This is a genomic window from Actinomyces sp. SKVG-SVH-4(1) (assembly GCF_048514265.1).
Classification (GTDB): Bacteria; Actinomycetota; Actinomycetes; order Actinomycetales; family Actinomycetaceae; genus Actinomyces; species Actinomyces oris.
This window is the reverse complement of the sequence record NZ_JBGEVE010000024.1, coordinates 1-20082: the sequence shown is the minus strand read 5'-3', so window position 1 is coordinate 20082 and position 20082 is coordinate 1. Positions and strand designations below refer to the sequence as shown.

The 20082-nt window shown below is 70.2% G+C and carries 13 protein-coding genes; 8 read left to right on the top strand and 5 right to left on the bottom strand.

Translation table 11 applies throughout. From position 1 onward, the window contains the following. Positions 1-1517: 1517 nt before the first annotated feature. Entirely contained in the window at positions 1518-4223 is a 2706-nt protein-coding gene (ppdK, locus tag AB7V09_RS12835; protein ID WP_419143995.1) for a pyruvate, phosphate dikinase, read from the top strand. 66 nt (positions 4224-4289) lie between these two features. Here ppdK and AB7V09_RS12830 read toward each other — a convergent pair whose 3' ends face one another. Both AB7V09_RS12830 and AB7V09_RS12825 read right to left on the bottom strand, forming a co-directional pair. Further along, positions 4290-5780, bottom strand: coding sequence for an alpha/beta hydrolase (locus AB7V09_RS12830; protein WP_419143994.1), 1491 nt, complete (start codon positions 5778-5780; stop codon positions 4290-4292). Beyond that, positions 5773-8331, bottom strand: a complete 2559-nt coding sequence (locus tag AB7V09_RS12825) for a bifunctional lysylphosphatidylglycerol flippase/synthetase MprF (RefSeq protein ID WP_419143993.1) — start codon at positions 8329-8331, stop codon at positions 5773-5775. The genes AB7V09_RS12830 and AB7V09_RS12825 overlap by 8 nt, the downstream gene beginning before the upstream one ends. A 411-nt stretch (positions 8332-8742) precedes the next feature. On the opposite strand from AB7V09_RS12825, the gene AB7V09_RS12820 reads away from it, so the two are divergent. Further along, complete coding sequence (locus tag AB7V09_RS12820; protein ID WP_419143992.1) at positions 8743-10764, top strand: hypothetical protein; 2022 nt, start codon at positions 8743-8745, stop codon at positions 10762-10764. A 32-nt stretch (positions 10765-10796) separates the two neighbouring features. Here AB7V09_RS12820 and AB7V09_RS12815 read toward each other — a convergent pair whose 3' ends face one another. Beyond that, the gene (locus tag AB7V09_RS12815; protein ID WP_419143991.1) at positions 10797-11867 is read right to left on the bottom strand and encodes an alpha/beta hydrolase; all 1071 of its coding nucleotides are present in this window, start codon (positions 11865-11867) and stop codon (positions 10797-10799) included. Between the two features lie 158 nt (positions 11868-12025). Then, on the bottom strand, positions 12026-12985 hold the full coding sequence (locus tag AB7V09_RS12810; RefSeq protein ID WP_279014850.1) for an alpha/beta fold hydrolase: 960 nt from the start codon (positions 12983-12985) through the stop codon (positions 12026-12028). A gap of 185 nt (positions 12986-13170) precedes the next feature. Between AB7V09_RS12810 and AB7V09_RS12805 the strand changes: the two genes are divergently transcribed. The 4 genes from AB7V09_RS12805 (at position 13171) to AB7V09_RS12790 (ending at position 16705) form a co-directional block, all read left to right on the top strand. Beyond that, the gene (locus tag AB7V09_RS12805; RefSeq protein ID WP_419143990.1) at positions 13171-13299 is read left to right on the top strand and encodes a hypothetical protein; all 129 of its coding nucleotides are present in this window, start codon (positions 13171-13173) and stop codon (positions 13297-13299) included. Positions 13300-13337: 38 nt separating this feature from the next. Then, positions 13338-13787, top strand: a complete 450-nt coding sequence (locus AB7V09_RS12800) for an RpiB/LacA/LacB family sugar-phosphate isomerase (RefSeq protein WP_075414267.1) — start codon at positions 13338-13340, stop codon at positions 13785-13787. Positions 13788-14167: 380 nt separating this feature from the next. Beyond that, a complete protein-coding gene (locus tag AB7V09_RS12795; protein WP_419143989.1) occupies positions 14168-14890 on the top strand; it encodes a TetR/AcrR family transcriptional regulator in 723 nt (240 codons plus the stop codon). A 99-nt stretch (positions 14891-14989) separates the two neighbouring features. Then, entirely contained in the window at positions 14990-16705 is a 1716-nt protein-coding gene (locus AB7V09_RS12790) for an MDR family MFS transporter (protein ID WP_419143988.1), read from the top strand. Positions 16706-16733: 28 nt separating this feature from the next. Here AB7V09_RS12790 and AB7V09_RS12785 read toward each other — a convergent pair whose 3' ends face one another. Then, positions 16734-18938, bottom strand: coding sequence for a hypothetical protein (locus AB7V09_RS12785; protein ID WP_419143987.1), 2205 nt, complete (start codon positions 18936-18938; stop codon positions 16734-16736). Between the two features lie 249 nt (positions 18939-19187). Here AB7V09_RS12785 and AB7V09_RS12780 point away from each other — a divergent pair, with 249 nt between their 5' ends. Both AB7V09_RS12780 and AB7V09_RS12775 read left to right on the top strand, forming a co-directional pair. Then, positions 19188-19682 carry a methyltransferase family protein gene (locus AB7V09_RS12780; protein WP_419143986.1) on the top strand — a complete coding sequence of 165 codons (495 nt, stop codon included), beginning with the start codon at positions 19188-19190 and terminating at the stop codon, positions 19680-19682. Positions 19683-19765: 83 nt separating this feature from the next. Continuing rightward, a partial coding sequence (locus AB7V09_RS12775) for an LLM class flavin-dependent oxidoreductase (protein WP_419143985.1) occupies positions 19766-20082 on the top strand: 317 nt, incomplete at its 3' end.

Genomic DNA, 20082 nt, shown 5'->3' with positions numbered 1-20082 from the left:
ACCAGCCCAAGGCGCTCTCCTCACCTCAAAGACTCAGATCACACCCCCTCAACCAACCCTCCCGATCAGTACACCTAGTCGCCGGATAGACGTCGGACGCACGCGTCGGATCCTGCGCGATCGGACCGGCGGCGGATGCCCGCCACGCGGAAGTGTGGAGGGCATCCGCCGCTATGTTTTGAGGTTCTTCGTGTGTGAGGGCGTGGTCGGGGTGAGCGGGTGCCGGTGGTTCGGCGTCTCGGGGTCCTGCGCGGTCGTACCCGGCGTCGCGTGGTCCTGCGCGGTCGTACTCGGCGTCGCGTGGTCGTACCCGGCGGCGCGCGGTCGTACCTTAGAGGGGCTCTAAGGTACGACCGCGCGGTTTTACGTACGACCGCGTGCGCTGGGGGTACTGTGCTGTCTCCTCGCTTCTGAGACATGTGAGTGTCATGACTTCTGAGACACCCGCTCGGGCGGGAACCCGGGGCAGGCTGGTGGCCTTGGAGGCGAGGATGGGACGAAGGGAAGAGGCCTGGCGGGTCCTGGCAGGTCGCTGGTGTCCATGGTGCTGACATTAAAGGCGTACCGGCGCTGCGCGCTGGAGAGAAACCGCAGGATTCCAACGATTCCCGCTGGGCGCACCGACGTCGGGCCCGCTAATGTCAGCGCTGTGGACACCGGGTCGCGCAGGAGCGAGTCCGGGGTTCCTGCGGCAGAGCTCGGCGCCTCCGTGATAGGTCCGTCCCCACTGTCCCCTGACCGTCGCCTGCGGCTGGGGCCTGGAGGTGATGACTCGACGCCGGTCCCGCCCAGAGCTGGCCCGAGTCGGCCCGGGTCGGCCTACTGAACGAGGGTCGGGATCCACTGGCGAAGGGTTGTGCGTACTGCACGAAGGTCCCACCTACCACCAGTACACCCAACCCTCCTCCAGTAGCACCCCACCCTCGTGCAGTGCATCCAGACGATGCCGGCAGCCCCTCCGACAGGCCGAAGCAGCGGCTCTCCCATCTGGCAGACGCACCCCACCGGTGTCTTGAGATGTCATGACATCCGAAACTCTCAGAAGTCATGAGACAACACAGTGCGCTGGGGGTACGACCACGCGGTTTTACGTACGACCGGGTGGGATCGCGTACGACCACGTACCCCGAGACCCCGACGAGGAAAGCCCCGCACAACCCCATCCCCACGACACGAAGAACCCGTTTTGAGCAGTTGTCGTAACTCCTGTGATACGTGGGGCCGGGCTGGGCGCATGGTGGCGCTGCGTCTGCCCGGGTGGCCCCGCGCCCCGACCCGCTCCGGGACGCGGCGCTCGGCGTTCCCTGAATCTCCTCCCCTCGACGTCGGCCGCCCATGCCGCCGAGCCCCGCGGCGTCGGCGGGCGCGCCGGGAGGAGGCGCGCTGGAGTCGGCGTGTTTGGTCTAGGACTGAAGTCACACTAGAGTCATATCGTGAACGACGCGTCGCCGCGTCACGCCTGCATCAGGACGATCTGAGTCAGACCCGAGAACGACCCGAATCAGAAAGGGGCATCGATGCCCAAGTACGTGTACCGCTTCAGCGAGGGTGACAAGGACCAGAAGGACCTCCTGGGAGGCAAGGGAGCGAATCTGGCGGAGATGACCCGGCTGGATCTCCCCGTTCCCCCCGGCTTCACCATCACCACCGACGCCTGTCGCGCCTACCTGGCCAGCGGCGAGGTCCCCGAGGAGCTCTCGGTCCAGGTCACCACCGCTCTGCGTGGAGTCGAGGAGGAGCTGGGGCGCGAGCTCGGCGCCGCCGAGGACCCCCTGCTCGTCTCGGTGCGAAGCGGCGCCAAGTTCTCCATGCCCGGCATGATGGAGACCGTCCTCAACATCGGCCTCAACGACGTCTCCGTCAAGGGCCTGGCCGCCGCCAGCTCCGACGAGCGCTTCGCCTGGGACTCCTACCGCCGCCTCATCCAGATGTTCGGCAAGACCGTCCTGGACATCGACGGCGACCACTTCTCCGACGCCCTGGACGCCAAGAAGGACGCGCGGGGCGTCTCCATGGACTACGAGCTCCCCGTGGACGCCCTCCAGGAGCTGGTCGAGGAGTACAAGGCCATCGTCAAGGAGCACGCCGGCATCGACTTCCCGCAGGACCCCCGCTCCCAGCTGGACATGGCCACCGAGGCCGTCTTCCGCTCCTGGAACACCGAGCGCGCCCACATCTACCGCCGCCGCGAGAAGATCCCGCACGACCTGGGCACCGCGGTCAACGTGTGCACCATGGTGTTCGGCAACATGGGGGAGACCTCCGGCACCGGCGTGTGCTTCACCCGCGACCCCTCCACCGGGCGCACCGGCGTCTACGGCGACTACCTGGTCAACGCCCAGGGCGAGGACGTCGTCGCCGGTATCCGCAACACCCTGTCCCTGGCCGACCTCGAGCGCCTGGACAAGGCCTCCTACGACGAGCTGCGCTCCATCATGCGCCGCCTGGAGACCCACTACCGCGACCTGTGCGACATCGAGTTCACCATCGAGCGCGGCAAGCTGTGGATGCTCCAGACCCGCGTGGGCAAGCGCACCGCCGCGGCCGCCTTCCGTGTGGCCACCCAGCTCGTCGACGAAAAGCTCATCACCATGGACGAGGCCCTCACGCGCGTCTCCGGCGAGCAGCTCACCCAGCTGATGTTCCCCCAGTTCGACGACGACTCCAGCCGCGACCTGCTCACCCGCGCCATGGCCGCCTCCCCGGGCGCCGCTGTGGGCTACATCGCCTTCGACAACGACGAGGCCGTCTCGCGCGCCGAGAAGGGCGACTCCGTCATCCTCGTGCGCCGCGAGACCAACCCCGACGACCTGCCCGGCATGGTCGCGGCCGCCGGCGTGCTCACGGCCCGCGGCGGCAAGACCAGCCACGCCGCCGTCGTCGCCCGCGGCATGGGCAAGACCTGCGTGTGCGGCGCCGAGGCCCTCGAGGTCGACTCCGCCGGCAAGACCCTGCGCATCGCGGGGCGCGAGGAAGTCCTCACCAGTGAGGACATCATCGCCATCGACGGCACCACCGGCGAGGTCTTCCTCGGTGAGGTCGGAGTCGTCGACTCCCCGGTCATGACCTACCTGCGGCGTGGCCTGGACGAGGCGCTCAAGGCGGCCGGAGACGACGACACCCGCGAGCTCGTCACCGCCGTGGACCGCCTCATGCGCCACGCCGATGCGGTCCGCCGCCTGGAGGTGCGCGCCAACGCCGACACCCCCGACGACGCCCGCCACGCCATCCACCGCGGCGCCCAGGGCGTGGGCCTGTGCCGCACCGAGCACATGTTCCTGGGCGAGCGCAAGCAGTTCGTCCAGAACCTCATCCTGGCCTCCTCCGACGCCGAGCGCGAGGCCGCCCTGGCCGCCCTCCTGCCGCTGCAGAAGGGCGACTTCATCCAGATGTTCGAGACGATGAACGGCAAGCCCATGACGGTGCGCCTCATCGACCCGCCGCTGCACGAGTTCCTGCCGGACCTGACCGAGCTGAGCGTCAAGGTGGCCGTCGACCGCGAGCGCGGCGAGCTGGACCCGGCCGACGAGGAGCTCCTGGCCGTGGTGCGCAAGAGCCACGAGGCCAACCCGATGCTCGGCCTGCGCGGGGTCCGCCTGCTGCTGACCATGCCGGGCCTCATCGAGCTCCAGGTGCGCGCCATCGCCGAGGCCGCCGTCGAGCGCCTCAAGGCCGGCGGCGACCCGCACCCCGAGATCATGATCCCGCTCATCGGGTCGGTGCGTGAGCTCCAGCTGGCGCGCGAGCGCGTGGAGCACGTGCTGCAGGAGGTCTCCCAGGCCTCCGGCTACGCCCTCGACTTCCCGGTGGGCTGCATGATCGAGCTGCCGCGCGCTGCCGTCACCGCCGCCCACGTCGCCGAGGAGGCCGACTTCTTCTCCTTCGGCACCAACGACCTGACCCAGACCACCTGGGGCTTCTCACGCGACGACGTCGAGGGCTCCTTCGTGGGCCACTACACCGACGACGGCATCTTCGGGGTCTCCCCCTTCGAGACCATCGACACCGACGGCGTGGGCGGCATGGTGCGCCTGGGCGTCGAGGGCGGCCGCTCCACCAAGCCGACGATGAAGATGGGCGTGTGCGGCGAGCACGGCGGGGACCCCGAGTCCATCGGCTTCTTCCACCGGGTGGGCCTGAACTACGTCTCCTGCTCGCCCTTCCGGGTGCCGGTGGCCCGCCTGGAGGCCGGGCGCGTGGCCGTCGCGGACAAGGCTGAGTAACCGGGTAACCGGGTAGCCGGGTAGGGCGGCCCGCGGACCAACAGCGTCGTGGGGGTCGGGCTGGGATCAGGAGGCCGGCGACGGCGAGGCGATACCGAGTCGCCCGCCCAGCCAGTCGAGCTGGTCGGCCAGCGCCGGCCCCCACACGGCCCAGGTGTGGGCGCCGTCGTACTGGCGGGTGCTCACCGTCATCCCGGCCCTCGTGGCGGCCTCGGCCAGGACGGGCACGGCCCCGCGGTAGCTCGTGTCCTGGCGGCCGACCGACAGGATGCCGGCGATGCCGTCGTAGCGGCCGGGTGGGGCGGTGGACATCAGGGAGAGCGGGTCGTTGGCCTCGTAGGCGGCACGGTCTCCTCCGAAGCCCTGGGAGATGGTGCGCTCCACGCCGCCCAGCGTGGGGTGCTCCTCGGCGCTGATGGCCAGGAAGGTGCGGTAGACGCCCGGTGAGCGGGTGACGACCTGCATCGCGCAGGTGCCCCCGTTGGACAGGCCGGCCACCGCCCAGTGGGCGGGGTCGTCGTCGACCTGCAGGTTCGCCCGGATCCAGGCCGGGACGTCCTTGTCCAGGTAGGTGGCCACCTTGCCGCCCGCCTCGGTGTCGGAGCACAGGGGATTGGCGTACGGGCTGCCCAGGAGGTCGGCGACGACGACTACCGGGGCCAGGCCGTGGTGGTTGGCCGCGTAGGCGTCCATCGTGTCCTTCAGGTTTCCCAGCTCGAACCAGTCCGACGGGCTTCCCGGCTGCCCGGTGAGCAGGACGAGGACCGGCAGGGCCGGGCGCTGTGAGCCCAGGTAGGCCGGCGGCAGGTAGATGAAGGCCCCTCGCGGCGTGAAGCCCTTCGTTCCGGACTGGTCACCGGCCGGGATGTCGGCAGTGACCGCCTGGCCGCGGGCGGGCATGTCCGACGGCGGCCTCCAGGTCTCCTCCAGCATCCCGCGGCCACGCACGGGTGCCGGAGACCGGGCCGCGGCGCCCTGCAGGCGGTTGAGTGGCGTGGTCGCCACCCCGTAGCCCAGGACCGATGCCAGGGTGGGGTAGGAGGCGAAGAAGGTGTTGATGGCCAGCAGGGAGGAGGCCACCACGGCCACGAGGCTGGAGGCGGACTCGGTGGCTCGCACCAGGCGGCGGTTGCGTGAACGCACCGCCCGGTGACGTCCTTCGGTGCGGTTGCCGGTGACCAGCTGGGCGATGACGAGGCCGACGACACCCACCCAGGTCCACACGAACCAGCCGACGCCGTCGGCGACGGGATGCCAGATGACGTCCACGACCAGCCAGAAGGTCACTGCGCTCGCTGCGGCAGCAGCAGGTACGACGAGCTGGCGAGGCCAAGGCAGGTAGCGGGTGCGCCGCCACCACAGCCAGGCGATGACCACCGCGGCCACGACCACGCAGACCGCTCCCAGCCAGGGCTGGAGGATGTGGACGGCCTTGAGGGCACCCACGACGCCGCCCGACGCCTGCACGTCGGCCGTGCTGCCGGTAGTGCTGCCGACCATGTTGCCGGCAGTGGTGGCGTCGGCGGTGGGCGCGCCAGCACCGCTGATCTCAGTCACGGTTCATCAGCACATGGGCGAAGCGCGCCGTCTGGGAGGGCTTGAGACCGGGCAGGTAGGCCCGGGCGATGGCGATCCCCACCGTGGGCAGGTCCACCAGGTCGGGAACCGCCAGGTACATGGGCACGGAGCGCGGCTTGAACTTGCGCTTGTAGGCGTGCAGGGAGCCGAATCCGTAGGCCGGCTCCAACACGGAGGCCAACAGGTTCAGGAGCGGGTCGAAGCGTGAGGAGGCATCGCCGTCGGCCGGTGCGGAGCGCGACAGCGGCGCCCCGGACAGGGACAGGATCTCCAGCCCCTCGGCCTGGGCGTCCTGGGCGGCGCGCCCGATGAGGTACTCCATGACGGGGCGGAAGCCGCCCTCGCGGCGTCGCATGAAGTCCAGGGTCAGGCCGATGACGCGCCCGTCGCGGTAGACCGGCAGCCAGGAGGTGACGCCCTGGACGGTGCCCTCGGCGTCCACGGCCAGCAGCAGGCGTGTCTCGGCGTCGTCGAGCTCGGCCAGGCCGCCGAGGGTGAACCCCATCTCCGGCAGCGGCTTGTCACTGGCCCAGGCCTGGGAGATGGCCCGGATCTGGTCGCGCCGGCCGGCCGGGCAGTCGCGGAAGGTGGTCCATACCGCCTCGACGCCCTCCTTGTTGGCGTGGTTGAGAGCGGTGCGCACGTCCTGGTAGGCCTTGCCACGGAAGGCCAGGTCCGGCAGGTCCAGGACGGACTCCTCAGCCACCTGCATGATCGTCCAGCCCATGGCGCGGGCGGCCTCCATGGCCGGGGCGTGCACCGAGTACAGGGCGGGGATGAGTCCGGCGTCGGTGGCGAAGTCGGCGAAGTCGCGCACCGCCTGGGCCACGTCGGCGTCGTCGGCGGCGGGGTCCCCGACCGTCAGGGCGACGTCGCGGCTGGGCCGGTAGGAGAAGCCTGCCGTGCCCGCCTCGTTGACCCAGGCCTCGTTGCCCTGCCAGGTGAGCATCCACCCCAGGGTCCCGGCGCCGCGGCTGCGCACCAGGTCGACGAGCTCCTCGCGGTCGGAGATCCGGGTGCGGGCGGGAGCGGACTGGGCCAGCCACACCCACAGGATCGTCAGGAGCCACACCAGGACCGGAACCCACGCGGTGAGCAGGTAGGCCAGGGGGGTCAGGGGCTCGACGATCAGGCTCATGATGCCGCCGGTGCTGATGGGCAGCAGGTAGGACACGTAGGTCTCCAGCAGTGCGGGCCAGGTCGCGTAGGGGGAGAAGTCATGAGACATGAGCAGGCCCCCGGCAACGCTCAGGACCGCCCCGCCCAGGAGGGTCAGGACCCAGGCGACGACGGCGCGGCGAATGACGCCGGGGCGCGAGCCCAGGGTGAAGCGCCTCCTGGTCCACACCACCAGGCTGATGACCACGATGTTGAGCAGCAGCGGCACCAGCAGGTGCCCCGAGCGCAGCCAGCTGTGCAGGAGCTGGGTCGTGGTGGAGCCGGACTCGGGCAGTTGCTCGCCGATCTTCTCCACCAAGGCGAACAGGGCCGCGCACACCCCCAGGAAGATCTGCAGGGCGATGGTGCCGAAGGCCGCTGAACGACGCCCCCGGCGCAGGCCATCGGCCAGGACCAGCTGCAGGAGCGCCGGCATGCACATCAGGAGCTGCTCGACGGGGTAGATGACGGCGTCCTTGGGCAGGATGGCGGGAGTCAGCCCGTAGCGGGCGTCAGCCAGGGGGCCGGCGGCGTTACTCACCACCGCCAGGGCGCAGCTCACGGCCCAGCAGGCCACCAGGAAGGCCACGAGCTCGCGCTCCACGCGCCGGGGCAGCTCCTGGGAGGGGGCCGACTGCTGCCCGCGCTCCAGGACGATGCCCATGATGAGGCCGATGACGCCGGCTCCCAGGCGGGCCAGGGCGCCCACGGTTCCGGTCACGGCGGCCGAGACGATGAGGACGGCGAAGGCCGCCAGGCGCGTGCGCCGTCGCCAGGACGGGCGCATGACGCTGGTGGAGGCCGCCACCAGGCCGGCGATGGGCAGGCTGATGCCCTGGATCGGGGCGTGGATGAGGTAGGGGGACCAGGCGTCCCACACCCGGCCGATGAGGGGGTAGAGCGCCTGGGCCAGGACGATGCCTCCGGCGCAGGAGACGACGGCGGTGGCCAGCCACCGTCGCGTGCCCAGGAGCCGCTCCAGCAGCACGCCGATGGACAGCAGCATGAGGCTTCCGGTCACCGGCAGCAGATGGCCGGGGACCGCCCAGGCGGTCAGCAGGGTCCACACCCGCTGGGGCTGGTGGATGTAGGCGGACAGGAGGATCTGTCCCTGGGGCCCCCAGGGCAGCAGGAGGATGCTGATGATGAGGGTCAGCGCGGCGCAGGTGGTCGCGGCCGGCGCCGGGGCCAGCCAGGCGCGCGCGGCCCGCCAGGCTCGGTGCGCGTAGGCACTCAGATGCGAGGGCTCGGACGCAGGGGCCACCGGCGCCGACGACGGCGATGGTGCGGGTGATGGGGTGGAGGAGGGCACCGGCGAGGGCGCGAGCTCGGATGCGTCCGGGGGAGATGTGGTGGACGAGGCCGACGGCATGAACGCTCCTCAGCGGTAGGTGATGGGAGGCTGGTGATGCGATAGGGGATGGTCGGGGCTCCCCGCCGGGAGTCGACCAGCCGACATTCTTATCCACTTCCCGGGCATCCTCATCCACCTCCAGGTGGATGCGACCATGAGACCGGTCTCTCCAAGAATCGGGGATAACCCTAGGAGATAACCTCGATCTGGCCGTGTTCTCGCGGTTTTCTCCCTGTGAGTGGGCTGATGTGATGGGGTGACGGCCCGCCCCTCGTTGCCGTCATGAGATAGTCTGCCGTGTGCTGGCGGTCGTGACAGGATGGCTGGGCACTGTGTTCGTGGGGACTCGACTGTGAGCCGTCCACGCGCGTGCCCACCTGTGCTGGGGGCCATCGCGGAGCAGGACGACGAGGAAAGGCGGCCCCATCCATGGCCATGTACGAGCTCGACGGCAACCACCTCCTGCCCGTGCGCCTGGGTCGCTCCGCTGATGCCATCACCCTGTCTCACAGTCTGGTCGCCATCCAGCGTCAGATCGTCGATGTCCTGCGCCGCCCGCTCTTCCCCCTGTCATGGGAGGAGCTCGAGACCGGGGCGAGCCTGACCGCCCTGGACGCCACCGGGCAGGTCGTCGTCGTCGAGGTCCTGGAGAGAGTCGACTCCACGGGGCTGCTGGCCGCCATGTCGCGCCTGACCCAGGCCGCCACCGCGGGCCGCCGCGAGATCGCCAGCAGGTACGCCGGCGGGCTGGGGGCCTTCAGCCAGGACTGGAACGAGTTCCGCGAGGCGATGCCCGCCCAGGTCGAGGCCGGGCCGAGGCTGACGATCCTCAGCGCCTCCCTGGAGCCCGACGTCGTCGGAGGGCTGGGAGTGCTGGCCTCCTCCGGGCTGGAGATCCACGAGGTGGACGTGCGCATCGTGGACGAGTCCCGCATCGTCGTCGTGGTGGAGAAGATCTCCGGAATGGACGTGGCTGCCGGGGGGCCGCTGCTCGTGGCCCGTGCGCCCCGCCCGGCCCTGGCCGGTTCCGCCTCCTCCGGCTCGAACGGCTCACGGGGCATGGACGCCGCTGAGCAGGCCGAGCACATGAGTCCGGTCACCGGCCCCATCGAGATCGTCATGCCCTCCGAACCGGTGACCGCTCCCGAGGCCGGGGGCGACGATGACGCCAGTGCCGCCATCCCGGCAGGAGCCTTCGCCGCGACAGGCGCGGCCGATGCGCTCTCCGAGCTGTTCGAGCCGGTGGCCGTCACCGCCGAGCAGCCCCAGGTACACGCCCTCTCCGCCCAGGGCGCCGACGAGCCCTCGCCCGAGGACCCCGAGGAGGCCGGCGCCGCCCAGTCCGCCGGGCGGGCCGCGCCCGAACCGGATGAGGGGACTGCCGACGTCGCCGACGGTCCCGTCGACGACGGCACTAGTGACGGCGCTGCCGATGATGGACCCGCGACCGATGCCGACCGCGGTGCCGACCGCGGTGCCGAGCACGAGGCTGAGCACCGTGCCGAGGCTGAGCCGGAGGTCCCGCGGAGCCGGCCCGAGCCGGGACCGGAGAGCTCCGACAGTGCCCCGCAGGCGCCTGCCACCGGCAGCGTCGGTCAGGACCTGGCCGACATCCTCAGCGGGGACACCGTGACCGTTCCCGCCGTCGTCGACCTGGGCGAGGAGCCCGCCGCCGACGACGCCGGACACGGGGGCGGACCCGACTCCACCGATGACTCCAGCGCCGAGGAGCGGGCCGTCGCCGCCCTGGCCGGAGGCGTGGACATCCTCGGCGGGAGCAGCCTGTCCGGGGGGAGCGGCTCAGCCGCCTCGGCCGGCTCAGCGCCTTCCGACGCTCCGCTCGGTGACGACCGAGCCCCGCAGACCGGCGAGGCCCCGAGCCCGGCCGGCTCGCGCACCCGCATGGGACGGCGCTCGCGGGCGGCGCACTCTCAGCCGGAGGCCCCCTCGGCTGCGCCCGCCGCGCAGGCCGACGCCTCGCCCGACTCCCACAACGGCGGGCCCACGGTGCGGGCCGCGGAGGCATGGTCCACCGTGGCCCCCAACGAGGCCCGCCCGGAGGCGCCCACCGGCGCGGTACCGCTCGTGTCCTGGGAGCCGCTGCGCGGGTCGGCCGACGCCCTCGACCCGGTGGCCGAGGCACTGGGCGGGGACCCCTCCAAGTCCCTCCTGGTCCAGGAGACCGCGGAGCTGGCGGCCGTGGCGGCCTCGCTGGGCAAACCGACCCAGCTCATCTGGCAGCGGTTGCGCCGAGGCATCTACCACGAGGCGATCCTCTCGGTAGAGGGCGTCATCACCCTGCCCGACGGGCGCTCCTTCACCGACCCGACGTCAGCCGCCAACGCCGCCCAGAACGTCACCGACGCCGACGGCTGGCGCGTGTGGCGCGTAGGGGTGCACGGCGCCCACCTGGGGGACCTGCGCGACGACCTGGCCGACCGCGGTTTCTGAAGCCTTGGCCTGAGCCGCCTGTCGGGCAGGGCTCAGCGCAGCACGTAGGCGGACATCCAGCGGCGCATGGCGGAGAAGACCTGCTCGCGCACGGGAGGTTCGGACAGGGTGAGGTCGTGGACCCCTCCGGGGAAGCGGGCGATGGTCACCAGCTTGCCGAGCATGACGGCGCGGCGGGCGGTGGCGTCGGCGTCGATGATCGTGTCCGCGCTGCGCGACTCCGGAGTCCACGTCACTCCGAGCCGGGTGGAGGCCGAGCCCATGGACAGCACCGGGCAGCGGATGTCCAGGCCCTGGGCGACGCGGTTGTGGCCCTCCATGACAGCCTGGAGCCAGCCCACGCGCACGGGCGCGGAGGGCTTGATCGACCAGGCGGGGTTGATGTCCCAACCGGTCACGTAGGGATCGTCGGCCCAGGCGGGATCGGGCAGATCGCCGTCACGCTCGGGGAGCCAGCCGTCGGTGATGGAGAAGACGCGCGCCGGGTCGACCCAGCCGTCGAGGATCGACATGCGCGGGTCGCGCAGCGCCAGGGTGCGCAGGACCGGGTCGCCGACGGTGCGCACGAGCTCGGAGCCCTGGAGCGAGAGCCAGGCGGAGTTCAGGATCAGGGCGCGCAGGGCCCCCGGGTGGCGGTCGGCCCACAGGGAGGCGACGAGCCCGCCCGTGGAGTGACCCGACAGGACGAGCTCGGTCTCCCAGCCCTGATCGGCGCGGATGGCCGACAGGGCCCGCCCCAGGTCCTCGTCGTACTCGGCCAGCGAGGTGCACCAGCCCAGCATCTGGCCCTCGCGCCAGGAGCGGCCGTAGCGGCGCAGGTCCAGGGCGTAGAAGGCCCCGCCCAGGCGGGAGATCTCGCGCGCCAGGTGGGTCTGGAAGAAGTAGTCGTTCCAGCCGTGCAGGTAGAGGTAGATGAAGGTGGGGGTGGTGGGGGTGCCCGGCAGGGCGCCGGGGTCGAGGGCCGGTAGGTGGCGCACCAGGGTGGCGACGGCGCCGTCGTCCTCGTCGTCGGGCAGCAGCTCCAGGGTGCGGGCCTCGAAGCCCGGGCCCAGGAAGTCCGGCCCCCAGGCGTCCACCGGCGCGTGCTCGGTCGTTGCGTTCACGCCCCCATGATGGCACCGCTCTCTGGAAGGGGACGCCGCGACCGAATTCTCACTCACCAACCAAAACTTCACAAACGACCCGGAGCCGCGTCGTTTCTGAAGTTTCGGTCGAAGTGAGGGGCGGGCACGTGAGGCGGGGGCCGGTGAGGCGATCGGTGTCAGCCGGCGTGCTGGCCGATGAAGCGGAGGATCGCCTCCTCGAGCTGGCGGCCGTGGCCGGCGATGAGGTGACCACCGGTGGGGAAGAGCGACGTCGTCAGGTCCGGGTAGCGGTGCATGGAGGACTGCACGTGCCCCGCCGGGGGAGCGAAGGGCGCTACTCGGTCGTCCCGGGCGTGCAGGAGCAGGACGGCTGGCTTGAGCTCCTCGATCGGATAGTCCTCGAAGTGCACCGCCATGTCCCGGTTGGTGATTGAGGCGTCGATGTCCGCCCCTGTCCTGCGTTCGGACAGAGGGAGCATGCTGTGGATGGCCCGGGGATCCATGCCCAGGACGGGACTGAAGAATGGCGAGAGCAGCCACATGATCCAGTCATGGTTCATGATCGCCGGCGGCCCCATGCGTCCGGGCGGTGTCGTGGGCCGGGACGGCCAGGGCGCGGCCGAGCTCAAGAGAATGAGCCCCGAGACGCGCTCGGGGTGGTCCAGGGCGAAGCGGATGGCGGGGGTGCCGCCGGCCGAGGCTCCCAGGACGAAGACTCGTTCGATCCCCAGACGGTCGAGCAATTCGGCGAAGACGGCGGCCTGGGCGGCCGGCGAGCCGTCGCCTCGCACGGCGCTGCCGGGGTAGCCGAAGCGCGACGGCGCGATGACCCGGCAGCGCTCGACCAGGCTCCCGACGCTGTCAAGCGCCTGGTCGTATCCGCCGTACAGCCCGTGAACCGACAGAATCGTCTCGCAGCCGGAGCCGGGGCCGAAGCCGGAGCCTCCTCCCGAGGGCTGCGGTCCACAGTCGACGTAGGCGACCTCGCCGTGACTGAGGACCATCCTTCGCACCGGATGGGCGAGCAGTCGCGCGCGGGCTGCGGCGCGGGCTCGGCTGAGACCGAGGGCCTGAGCCGCGCCGTAGATGACGATCCCGGCGCCGAGGAGTTCCGCGGCGAGCAGTGCGCGTCCCATGGCAGACCCCCTCAGGCCTCCGGCGGCCTGTGTGCACTCGTTGCGTTCACGCCCCCATGATGGCACCGCCCGCTGGGAGGGCGTCACGACCGAATTCTCACTCACCAACCAAAACTTCAGAAACGACCCGGAGCCGCGTCGTTTCTGAAGTTTCTGTCGAAGTGAGGTGGGGTGCCGGGGGAGAGGTGGGAGGGCTCCTCGGTGGGCCGCTGACGAAACGCGCCTCGGCCTCGATCCTGACGACCGCCTTCGGCATCCTCCTCCTGGGCGTCTGCGCCATGACTGCCTACAACCTCCTGGCCCCCAGCGTCTAGGGCTCGCCTTGGGCGGCGAGGCCTGAGAGACTTGGCGCATGCGAATCGCCATCGGCGCTCCAGGCAACGGAGCCCTCCTGAAGGACGCTCTTGCGGAACGACTGGCTGAGGACGGGCGTGTGAGCGACGTCGTCGACCTGTCCACGCCGGAGATCACCTACCCGGAGGTCTCCTTCCAAGTCGCCCGGGCAGTCGCCGAGGGGCGGGTCGACCGAGGGCTTCTCATCTGCGGCACCGGCGTGGGAACGGCCATCGCGGCCAACAAGGTGCCGGGGGTGCGCGCGGCGACCGCGCACGACCTGCTCACTGTGCGCGGCTCGGTGGAGAACTACGATGCCCAGATCCTGTGCATGGGACAGAACGTCATCGCGGCCCCCGCCGCCTGGGCGCTCATCGACATCTGGCTCGACCTGCGCCACGACCCCACCAGCAGCTACGGCCCCAAGGTCGGAGAGATCACCGCCTACGAGGCGCGCCTCCACTCCTGACGGCGGCTCCATCGAGCGGACAGGTGCCCAGGGCACTATCCGCAGTCTCTACGTGCGTGGCCCCTGACGGAAACTCATCGAGGTCGCTGTCTACGAGGGCGCCTGAGGATTGCCCGGGTGCCGCAAGAGCATCCGTGTCCAAATCGGATACAAAGGAGTCCGAGGCCCGACATAGTCGCTGACTGAACCGCGGAATCGCACGGTTTCTTTCTGCGCGTCCGAACTGGGGGCGAGCCTTTGTATCCGATTTGGACACCGCCCAGCACGTCGTGGCCGGTCGCGCTGTGCGTGGGGCTGTGATGTCCGGTGCACGACCTGCGTGAGGAACCTCGCGCGAACCTGCATTGAGTGCAATGATGCACTGAGTGCAAGATGAGTGCGTGACCGGAACCGACCTGCGTGCCACCCAGGCGCAACGCACCCGCGCCGCCATCCGCGCCGCCGCGCTCACCCTGACCCGGGAGCGCGGCTACGCCGCGATGACGGTCGACGATGTCGCCGCCCTCGCCGGAGTCTCCCGGCGCACTGTCTTCAACCACTTCGCCTCCAAGGCCGACCTCCTCGTCGTGGGCCTGGAGCCCCCGGCGCCCGAGGTTGTCGAGGCCTTCGTCAACGGCTCCGGAAGCCTCCTGGAGGACCTCGGTACCCTGCTCGCCTCCGGCGCCGAGTCCGTCGAGTCCGAGCGCGGCTGGCTCCTGTCCTTCCCGGAGATCGTGCGGGACAACCCCGAGGTGGAGCGCGCCGTCCACGAGCGGCTGCGCATCGTCGCCCAGTCCTTGGCGGAGGCCGCCGGCCGCCGTCTGGGAGCCGAGCCCGACGACCCGCGCACCCGCGCCGTCGTCGCCCTGGCCATGGCCATCCAGCGCAGCTCCCTGGACCTGTGGTGCGGCCGCTCCCACCCCTGGGAGGAGCGCCGTGATGCGGCAGCGCCCCCAGAGAATCCTGGAGCCCCCGAGGCCTCGGAGCGGTGCCCCCAGGTCCCCTTGGTCGACGCCGTCCGCACCATGGTTGAGGCGATCTCCGAGGTCGTCACTCCGCCCCGCTCCGACGCCTCAGCCTCCACCGCTGCCGGCGACCCAAGGCCGTCGAGCTCGCCGAGGTAGCCGCGAGGTCGTCTCCCCACCCCATCCTTCTCGCACCTGACTGAACCAACTGTTTCCATCCTTTTCCATCCTTCGCCCTCAACCGACAAGGCCACACCTATGACTCAACGCAGCTCGACGCCGGTCTCCGCCGGCACCGCCCTCCACGAACCGGGGGCGGAGTTCCACCCCGACCGCCGCTTCTGGGCGGTCTACGCCTCGCTCCTGATCGTCATGTTCCTGTCCGCCATGGATCAGACGATCGTCGGCACGGCCCTGCCCACCATCGTGGGCGATCTCGGCGGCGCCGCCCACATGGCCTGGATCCTGACCGCCTACACGCTGGCCATCACCGTGGCCATGCCGGTCTACGGCAAGCTCGGCGACCTCGTGGGACGCAAGAACCTCTTCCTGGTGGCCATCGCCCTGTTCCTGATCGGCTCGGCTCTGTGCGGCACCGCCGACTCCATGACCCAGCTCATCATCTACCGCTTCATTCAGGGGCTGGGTGGCGGCGGCCTCATGATCTCCTCCCAGGCGATCACTGGCGACCTCATCCCGCCGCGGGTGCGCGGCACCTACATGGCCCCCATGGGAGCCATGTTCGGCATCGCCTCCATCCTGGGACCCATCATCGGCGGCTGGCTCACCGACTCGGTCTCCTGGCGCTGGACCTTCTGGATCAACCTGCCGCTGGGCGTCCTGGCCTTCATCGCCATCTTCCTGGTGCTGCGCCTGCCCAGCAGCCGTCTGACCAGTCCCATCGACTGGTGGGGGCTCGGACTCATGAACGCCGGCGCCATCGCCATCGTCCTTATGGCCACCTGGGGCGGCAACCAGTACGCGTGGACCAGCCCGGTCATCATCGGTCTGGGCGTCGTCGGCCTGGTGTGCTGGGGGCTGTTCGGCTTCGTCGAGACGCGCGCCACCGACCCCATCCTGCCCTGGACGATCCTCACCAGCCGTACCTTCATCGTCTCCACGCTCGTCGGCATGCTCGCGATGGGCGGCATGATCGGTGTGCTGAGCTACCTGCCCACCTACCTCCAGATGGTCTACGGCTACTCGGCCACCACCTCCGGCCTGCTCCTGGTGCCCATCACCATCGGGATGCTCATCTCCTCGATCCTCTCCGGCGTGCTCGTCTCGCGCACCGACCGCTACAAGATCTACCCGGTGGCGGGACCCCTGGTCGCCGCCGGCGCCGCCTTCTGGCTCTCCCGCCTGTCGACGACGTCGCCCGTCTGGCAGATCTCCGCGGCCACCTTCCTCATGGGGGCGGGCATCGGGCTGTTCTTCCAGCTCCTGGTCACCGTGGTGCAGAACGCCCTGCCGGCCAAGCACCTGGGCACGGCCACCAGCGGCAACAACTTCTTCCGCGAGGTCGGCGTCTCCCTGGGCGCCTCGCTCATCGGTGCGGCCTTCTCCTCCGGCCTGACCTCCAACCTCACGGACCGGATCGGGGCGCTGGCCCGCAGCGCGGACCCGGCCGTCCTGGGGGAGCTGGCCCGGTTCAAGGACGCCGACACCTCCTCGCTCACTCCCGCCCTGGTCAACCAGCTGCCCACCGCCCTGCACGACGCCGTGGCCGGCTCCTACGCCGACGCCCTCCTGCCGATCTTCGGCTGGATGATCCCGCTGTTCGTGGCGACCTCCGTCGTCGCCCTCTTCCTGCCCGAAGTGCCCCTGTCCCAGAAGACGGCCATGGAGCAGGTCGCCGAGGCGGAGGCCGAGGATGAGCTCAGTGGGCCGACGTCGCCGCAGGAGCCGGACTCGGCGCCGCAGCAGGCGGAGCGGGAATCGACGGAGCCGGCGATGGCGGCTGACGCAGAGTGATGGGCGGCCCAGTGGCCGGGCGCCCGCCTCAGCCCGCCGGGAACCGGTAGCGGTAGATCCTGCTTCCCCGCGCGTAGTAGAGACTGCCGTCGGCGCCGAGGGCCAGGGAGTTGACGTAGACCTTTCCTTGAGGCGTGGTGGCGAAGTCGGCGATGACGGTGCCCTCATCCTGCAAGGACGTGCTCAGGGCCCGCAGGCGCCCCGCCATGATCCCGTAGAGCACGCCGTCGCGCTCTATCAGCTGACTGCGGTTGGCGTCGGCGTAGCCCTGCCTGGTCAGCGCCCGGCTGCGTCCGATCGTGAAGTCGGCCGGACTCATGGCGAAGACGTGCATGCCGGTAGTCCCGTACACGGTGCCGTCGCTGCCCAAGGTCAGGGCCGTGATGGAACGCTGGTCCTTGAACGGCGTCATTACCCGGGTCACCTTCCGCGTCTTCAGGTCGAACTCGAAGAGCCTGGGCGCGCTCGCCTCCGTCTGGTCGGGGTTCATGCCGTTGCCGCTGGCGCTGGTCCCCACGTACAGCTTGTCCTGGTAGTGGACGATCGACAGCGGCCGGCGGTCGCTCAACAAGCCCCGCAGCGACGGATCCGCATAGCTGATCGTGTCCAGCGGGTAGGTGTCGATCTTGTTGTGCGCGGCGTCGTAGATGGACAGCGCCCCGGAGCCGGCCTTGTTCTTGGGGGAGGTGCCGACGGCGAACTCGTCGTCATTGATCGGCACGATGGCGTACGGCCGTGCCTGGCGGGCATCAGACGTGATCCTCACTGACTGGTGATTCTCCAGCGTCGGCCCGGAGGCCCCCATCTCGTACCTGACCAGCTCGCCACTGGGGTAGATGCCCGTGACGAACCACTTGCTGCTGTGCCCGAAGCCCTCGACCTGACCCAGCGGGGCCTGGGGCAGGCTGTACTGCGTCTTGTCCACCTGCGCGTTGGGGGTGGCGCGAAGGAGCATCGGGGCGGTCATGTACCAGGAGGCGTAGAGGTCTCCGCCGGGGACTGCCGTCAGGGACTGAATGTCGCGAGGTGATCCCTGGATCGCGTTGCCTCCGTTCGCGTCCTTGGGAAGGCCCGCCGCGCTGCCGTCGGAGGCGTGGATAATGGCGATGCTGGCGTCGTCCTTGCCCGCTGAGATGAAGTGCTCGTGCGTCGCCCAGCTCGACTGACTCGGCCTGGCCGTGGAGGCCAGTCCTTGGGCCAGCGTCCGTGAGGTGTTGGTCCGTGGGTCGTACTCCTGGAGCGTCGGTGTGTTGTGGCTCTGGACGGTGTAGTAGACCTTCTCGGCCTCGCCGGGGCGAGTGACGACCTGGCTGGACCAGGTGTCCACCTCAAGCGCCTTGCCGTCCTTCATCTTCTGCGCCCCGGTGGCCGGGTCCAGGACGCAGGTTCCCCCGCAGGTCGGCCGGACGCCGCCCGGGACATTCGTGCCGACGTACAGGTTGCCGGCCTTGACCTGCAGCCGCTCGAGGTGGCAGAGGCCGGCGGTGACGCGACTGGGCACCGCCAGCTTGGTGGCGGCGTTGGTGGAGGTGTTGATCCGGAAGATGGAGAAGCTCTTCGTTCCCGTCCCGGCGTAGAGGAAACCGTTGTCGTAAGCGAGGCTGCGCACCTCGGTCTCGCCTGCCTGAATGCCGCCGGGCAGCAGGTCGGTCCACTGGCCACGTCCCTGGTTGGCGGAGGGGTCGTATCGCAGGATGTGGCCGCCGTGAATGCTCTGCGTGGCCACATAGACCCGGTCGTGCTCGTCGACGGCGACGTCCCAGAGGAACGTGCTGTAGGCGGCGACCTGCTCGTAGCCGGGCCGGGACGTATCACTCAGATTCGTCGCCTTGTGCCCCTCGGGGGCGTCCGGATCGATCTCGAAGAGCTGTCCGCCGCCGCTGGCGAGCATGACGTGCCGGTTCGACAACGTGGCGAACTCCCAGGGCTGCACGTCGGTGTTCTCCGGGACGAGCCGCTCGCGCGACCTCAGTGTGCGGGTACTGAGGTCCACGACATGCAGCAGGCCGCCGTTGCCGCCGGCCACGACGATGCCGACAGGGGTGCCGTCACTCAGGACGGTGGTTCCGACGCTCGGCACGCTGGGGGTGGGTGGTGGTGTGGTGGGCAGGGCCTCCTCCCGGCCTCCCGGGTCAAGGGCGACGGCGGGCGCGGTGATGGACAGGGACAGGGCGAGGGCGGTGGCGAGCGCGCACCACAGGGTGAGAATGGTTGTCCTGGCTGGCTGCTTCATCGCTGTTCTCGCCTTGTGTCGGGGGAGGGGGAGCGGGCCGCCGCCCCGACGGGCTGAGCCCGTCGAAGCGGGTGGAACCGCCCGGCCATTGTTCACCGGGGGCGAGGTGACGGGCGGCGAAACCAACCGTGAAGTTGATCGATAAATCACTGGAAGGATGCTGGTCGAGGTCCTCCGGTGGCCCTGAGCGTTCTCGTGGGTCGAGTCCGGTGCGCCGTCGGGCTCTGCGGATGAGAGGATGGCCTGGTGATGGAACAGATCATCAGGCGACCGCCCCCGGCAGTGCTGCTGGCGATGGCGGGCGCGGCGCAGAGCGCCATGACTCGTGGTCGGACGGTGACGCCCGCGTCGGTGGCGGCGGCCACTGCCGTCGTCGGAGGCTCGCTGTGCCTGCTCGCCGGAAGTGCGGGTAACTTTCTTCGCCACCGCACCACGGTCGACCCGGTGAGGGTCGAGCGGGCCCAGCACCTGGTGGTGGACGGCCCCAACCGGCTGACGCGCAATCCCATGTACCTGGGTCTGACGGGCCTGCTGCTCTCGCACGCGATCGCGCGCAGGAGTCCGTCCGCGCTGATCCCGCTGGCCGGCTTCGTCTGGCTCATCGACCGCCACCAGATCCCGGCCGAGGAGAAGGCTCTGGAGGAGAGGTTCGGGCAGGACTACCTCGACTACAAGGAGGCCGTTCCCCGCTGGCTGGGTGTGCCGTGCGCTCGAGGGTGCTGTCAGGCGCGCTGCCGGCGCTGAGGGTGTGCGGCGCATGAGGGTGGGGTGACCTGAATCGCGCGGTCGGCCGGAATGATCCGGCGGAGCGCATAGTTGAAGATTGCATGAAAGCATTCGGGTTTCTCAGCTTCGGACACTATGGACACGGTCGCGGCCCTGGCGACCCCGACGCCGGCCAGGCGCTCAAGGAGGCCGTCGAGATCGCCGTCGGCGCTGACGAGATCGGTGTCAACGGCGCCTACTGGCGCGTCCACCACTACGCCCGCCAGGCTGCCGCCCCCATCCCGCTGCTCTCCGCGGCCGGCGCCCGTACCCGGCGCATCGAGGTCGGCACCGGCGTCATCGACATGCGCTATGAGAACCCGCTCTACCTGGCTGAGGAGGTTGCTGCCCTCGACCTGCTCACCGACCAGCGCATTGC

What these genes read in the sequence shown, in the direction of transcription:
- AB7V09_RS12780 (WP_419143986.1), top strand. Translation starts at nt 19,188, where the DNA reads ATGGAACAGATCATCAGGCGACCGCCCCCGGCAGTGCTGCTGGCGATG.
- AB7V09_RS12810 (WP_279014850.1), bottom strand. Translation starts at nt 12,985, where the DNA reads ATGGGACGCGCACTGCTCGCCGCGGAACTCCTCGGCGCCGGGATCGTC.
- AB7V09_RS12820 (WP_419143992.1), top strand. Translation starts at nt 8,743, where the DNA reads ATGGCCATGTACGAGCTCGACGGCAACCACCTCCTGCCCGTGCGCCTG.
- AB7V09_RS12785 (WP_419143987.1), bottom strand. Translation starts at nt 18,938, where the DNA reads ATGAAGCAGCCAGCCAGGACAACCATTCTCACCCTGTGGTGCGCGCTC.
- AB7V09_RS12825 (WP_419143993.1), bottom strand. Translation starts at nt 8,331, where the DNA reads ATGCCGTCGGCCTCGTCCACCACATCTCCCCCGGACGCATCCGAGCTC.
- AB7V09_RS12800 (WP_075414267.1), top strand. Translation starts at nt 13,338, where the DNA reads ATGCGAATCGCCATCGGCGCTCCAGGCAACGGAGCCCTCCTGAAGGAC.
- AB7V09_RS12790 (WP_419143988.1), top strand. Translation starts at nt 14,990, where the DNA reads ATGACTCAACGCAGCTCGACGCCGGTCTCCGCCGGCACCGCCCTCCAC.
- ppdK (WP_419143995.1), top strand. Translation starts at nt 1,518, where the DNA reads ATGCCCAAGTACGTGTACCGCTTCAGCGAGGGTGACAAGGACCAGAAG.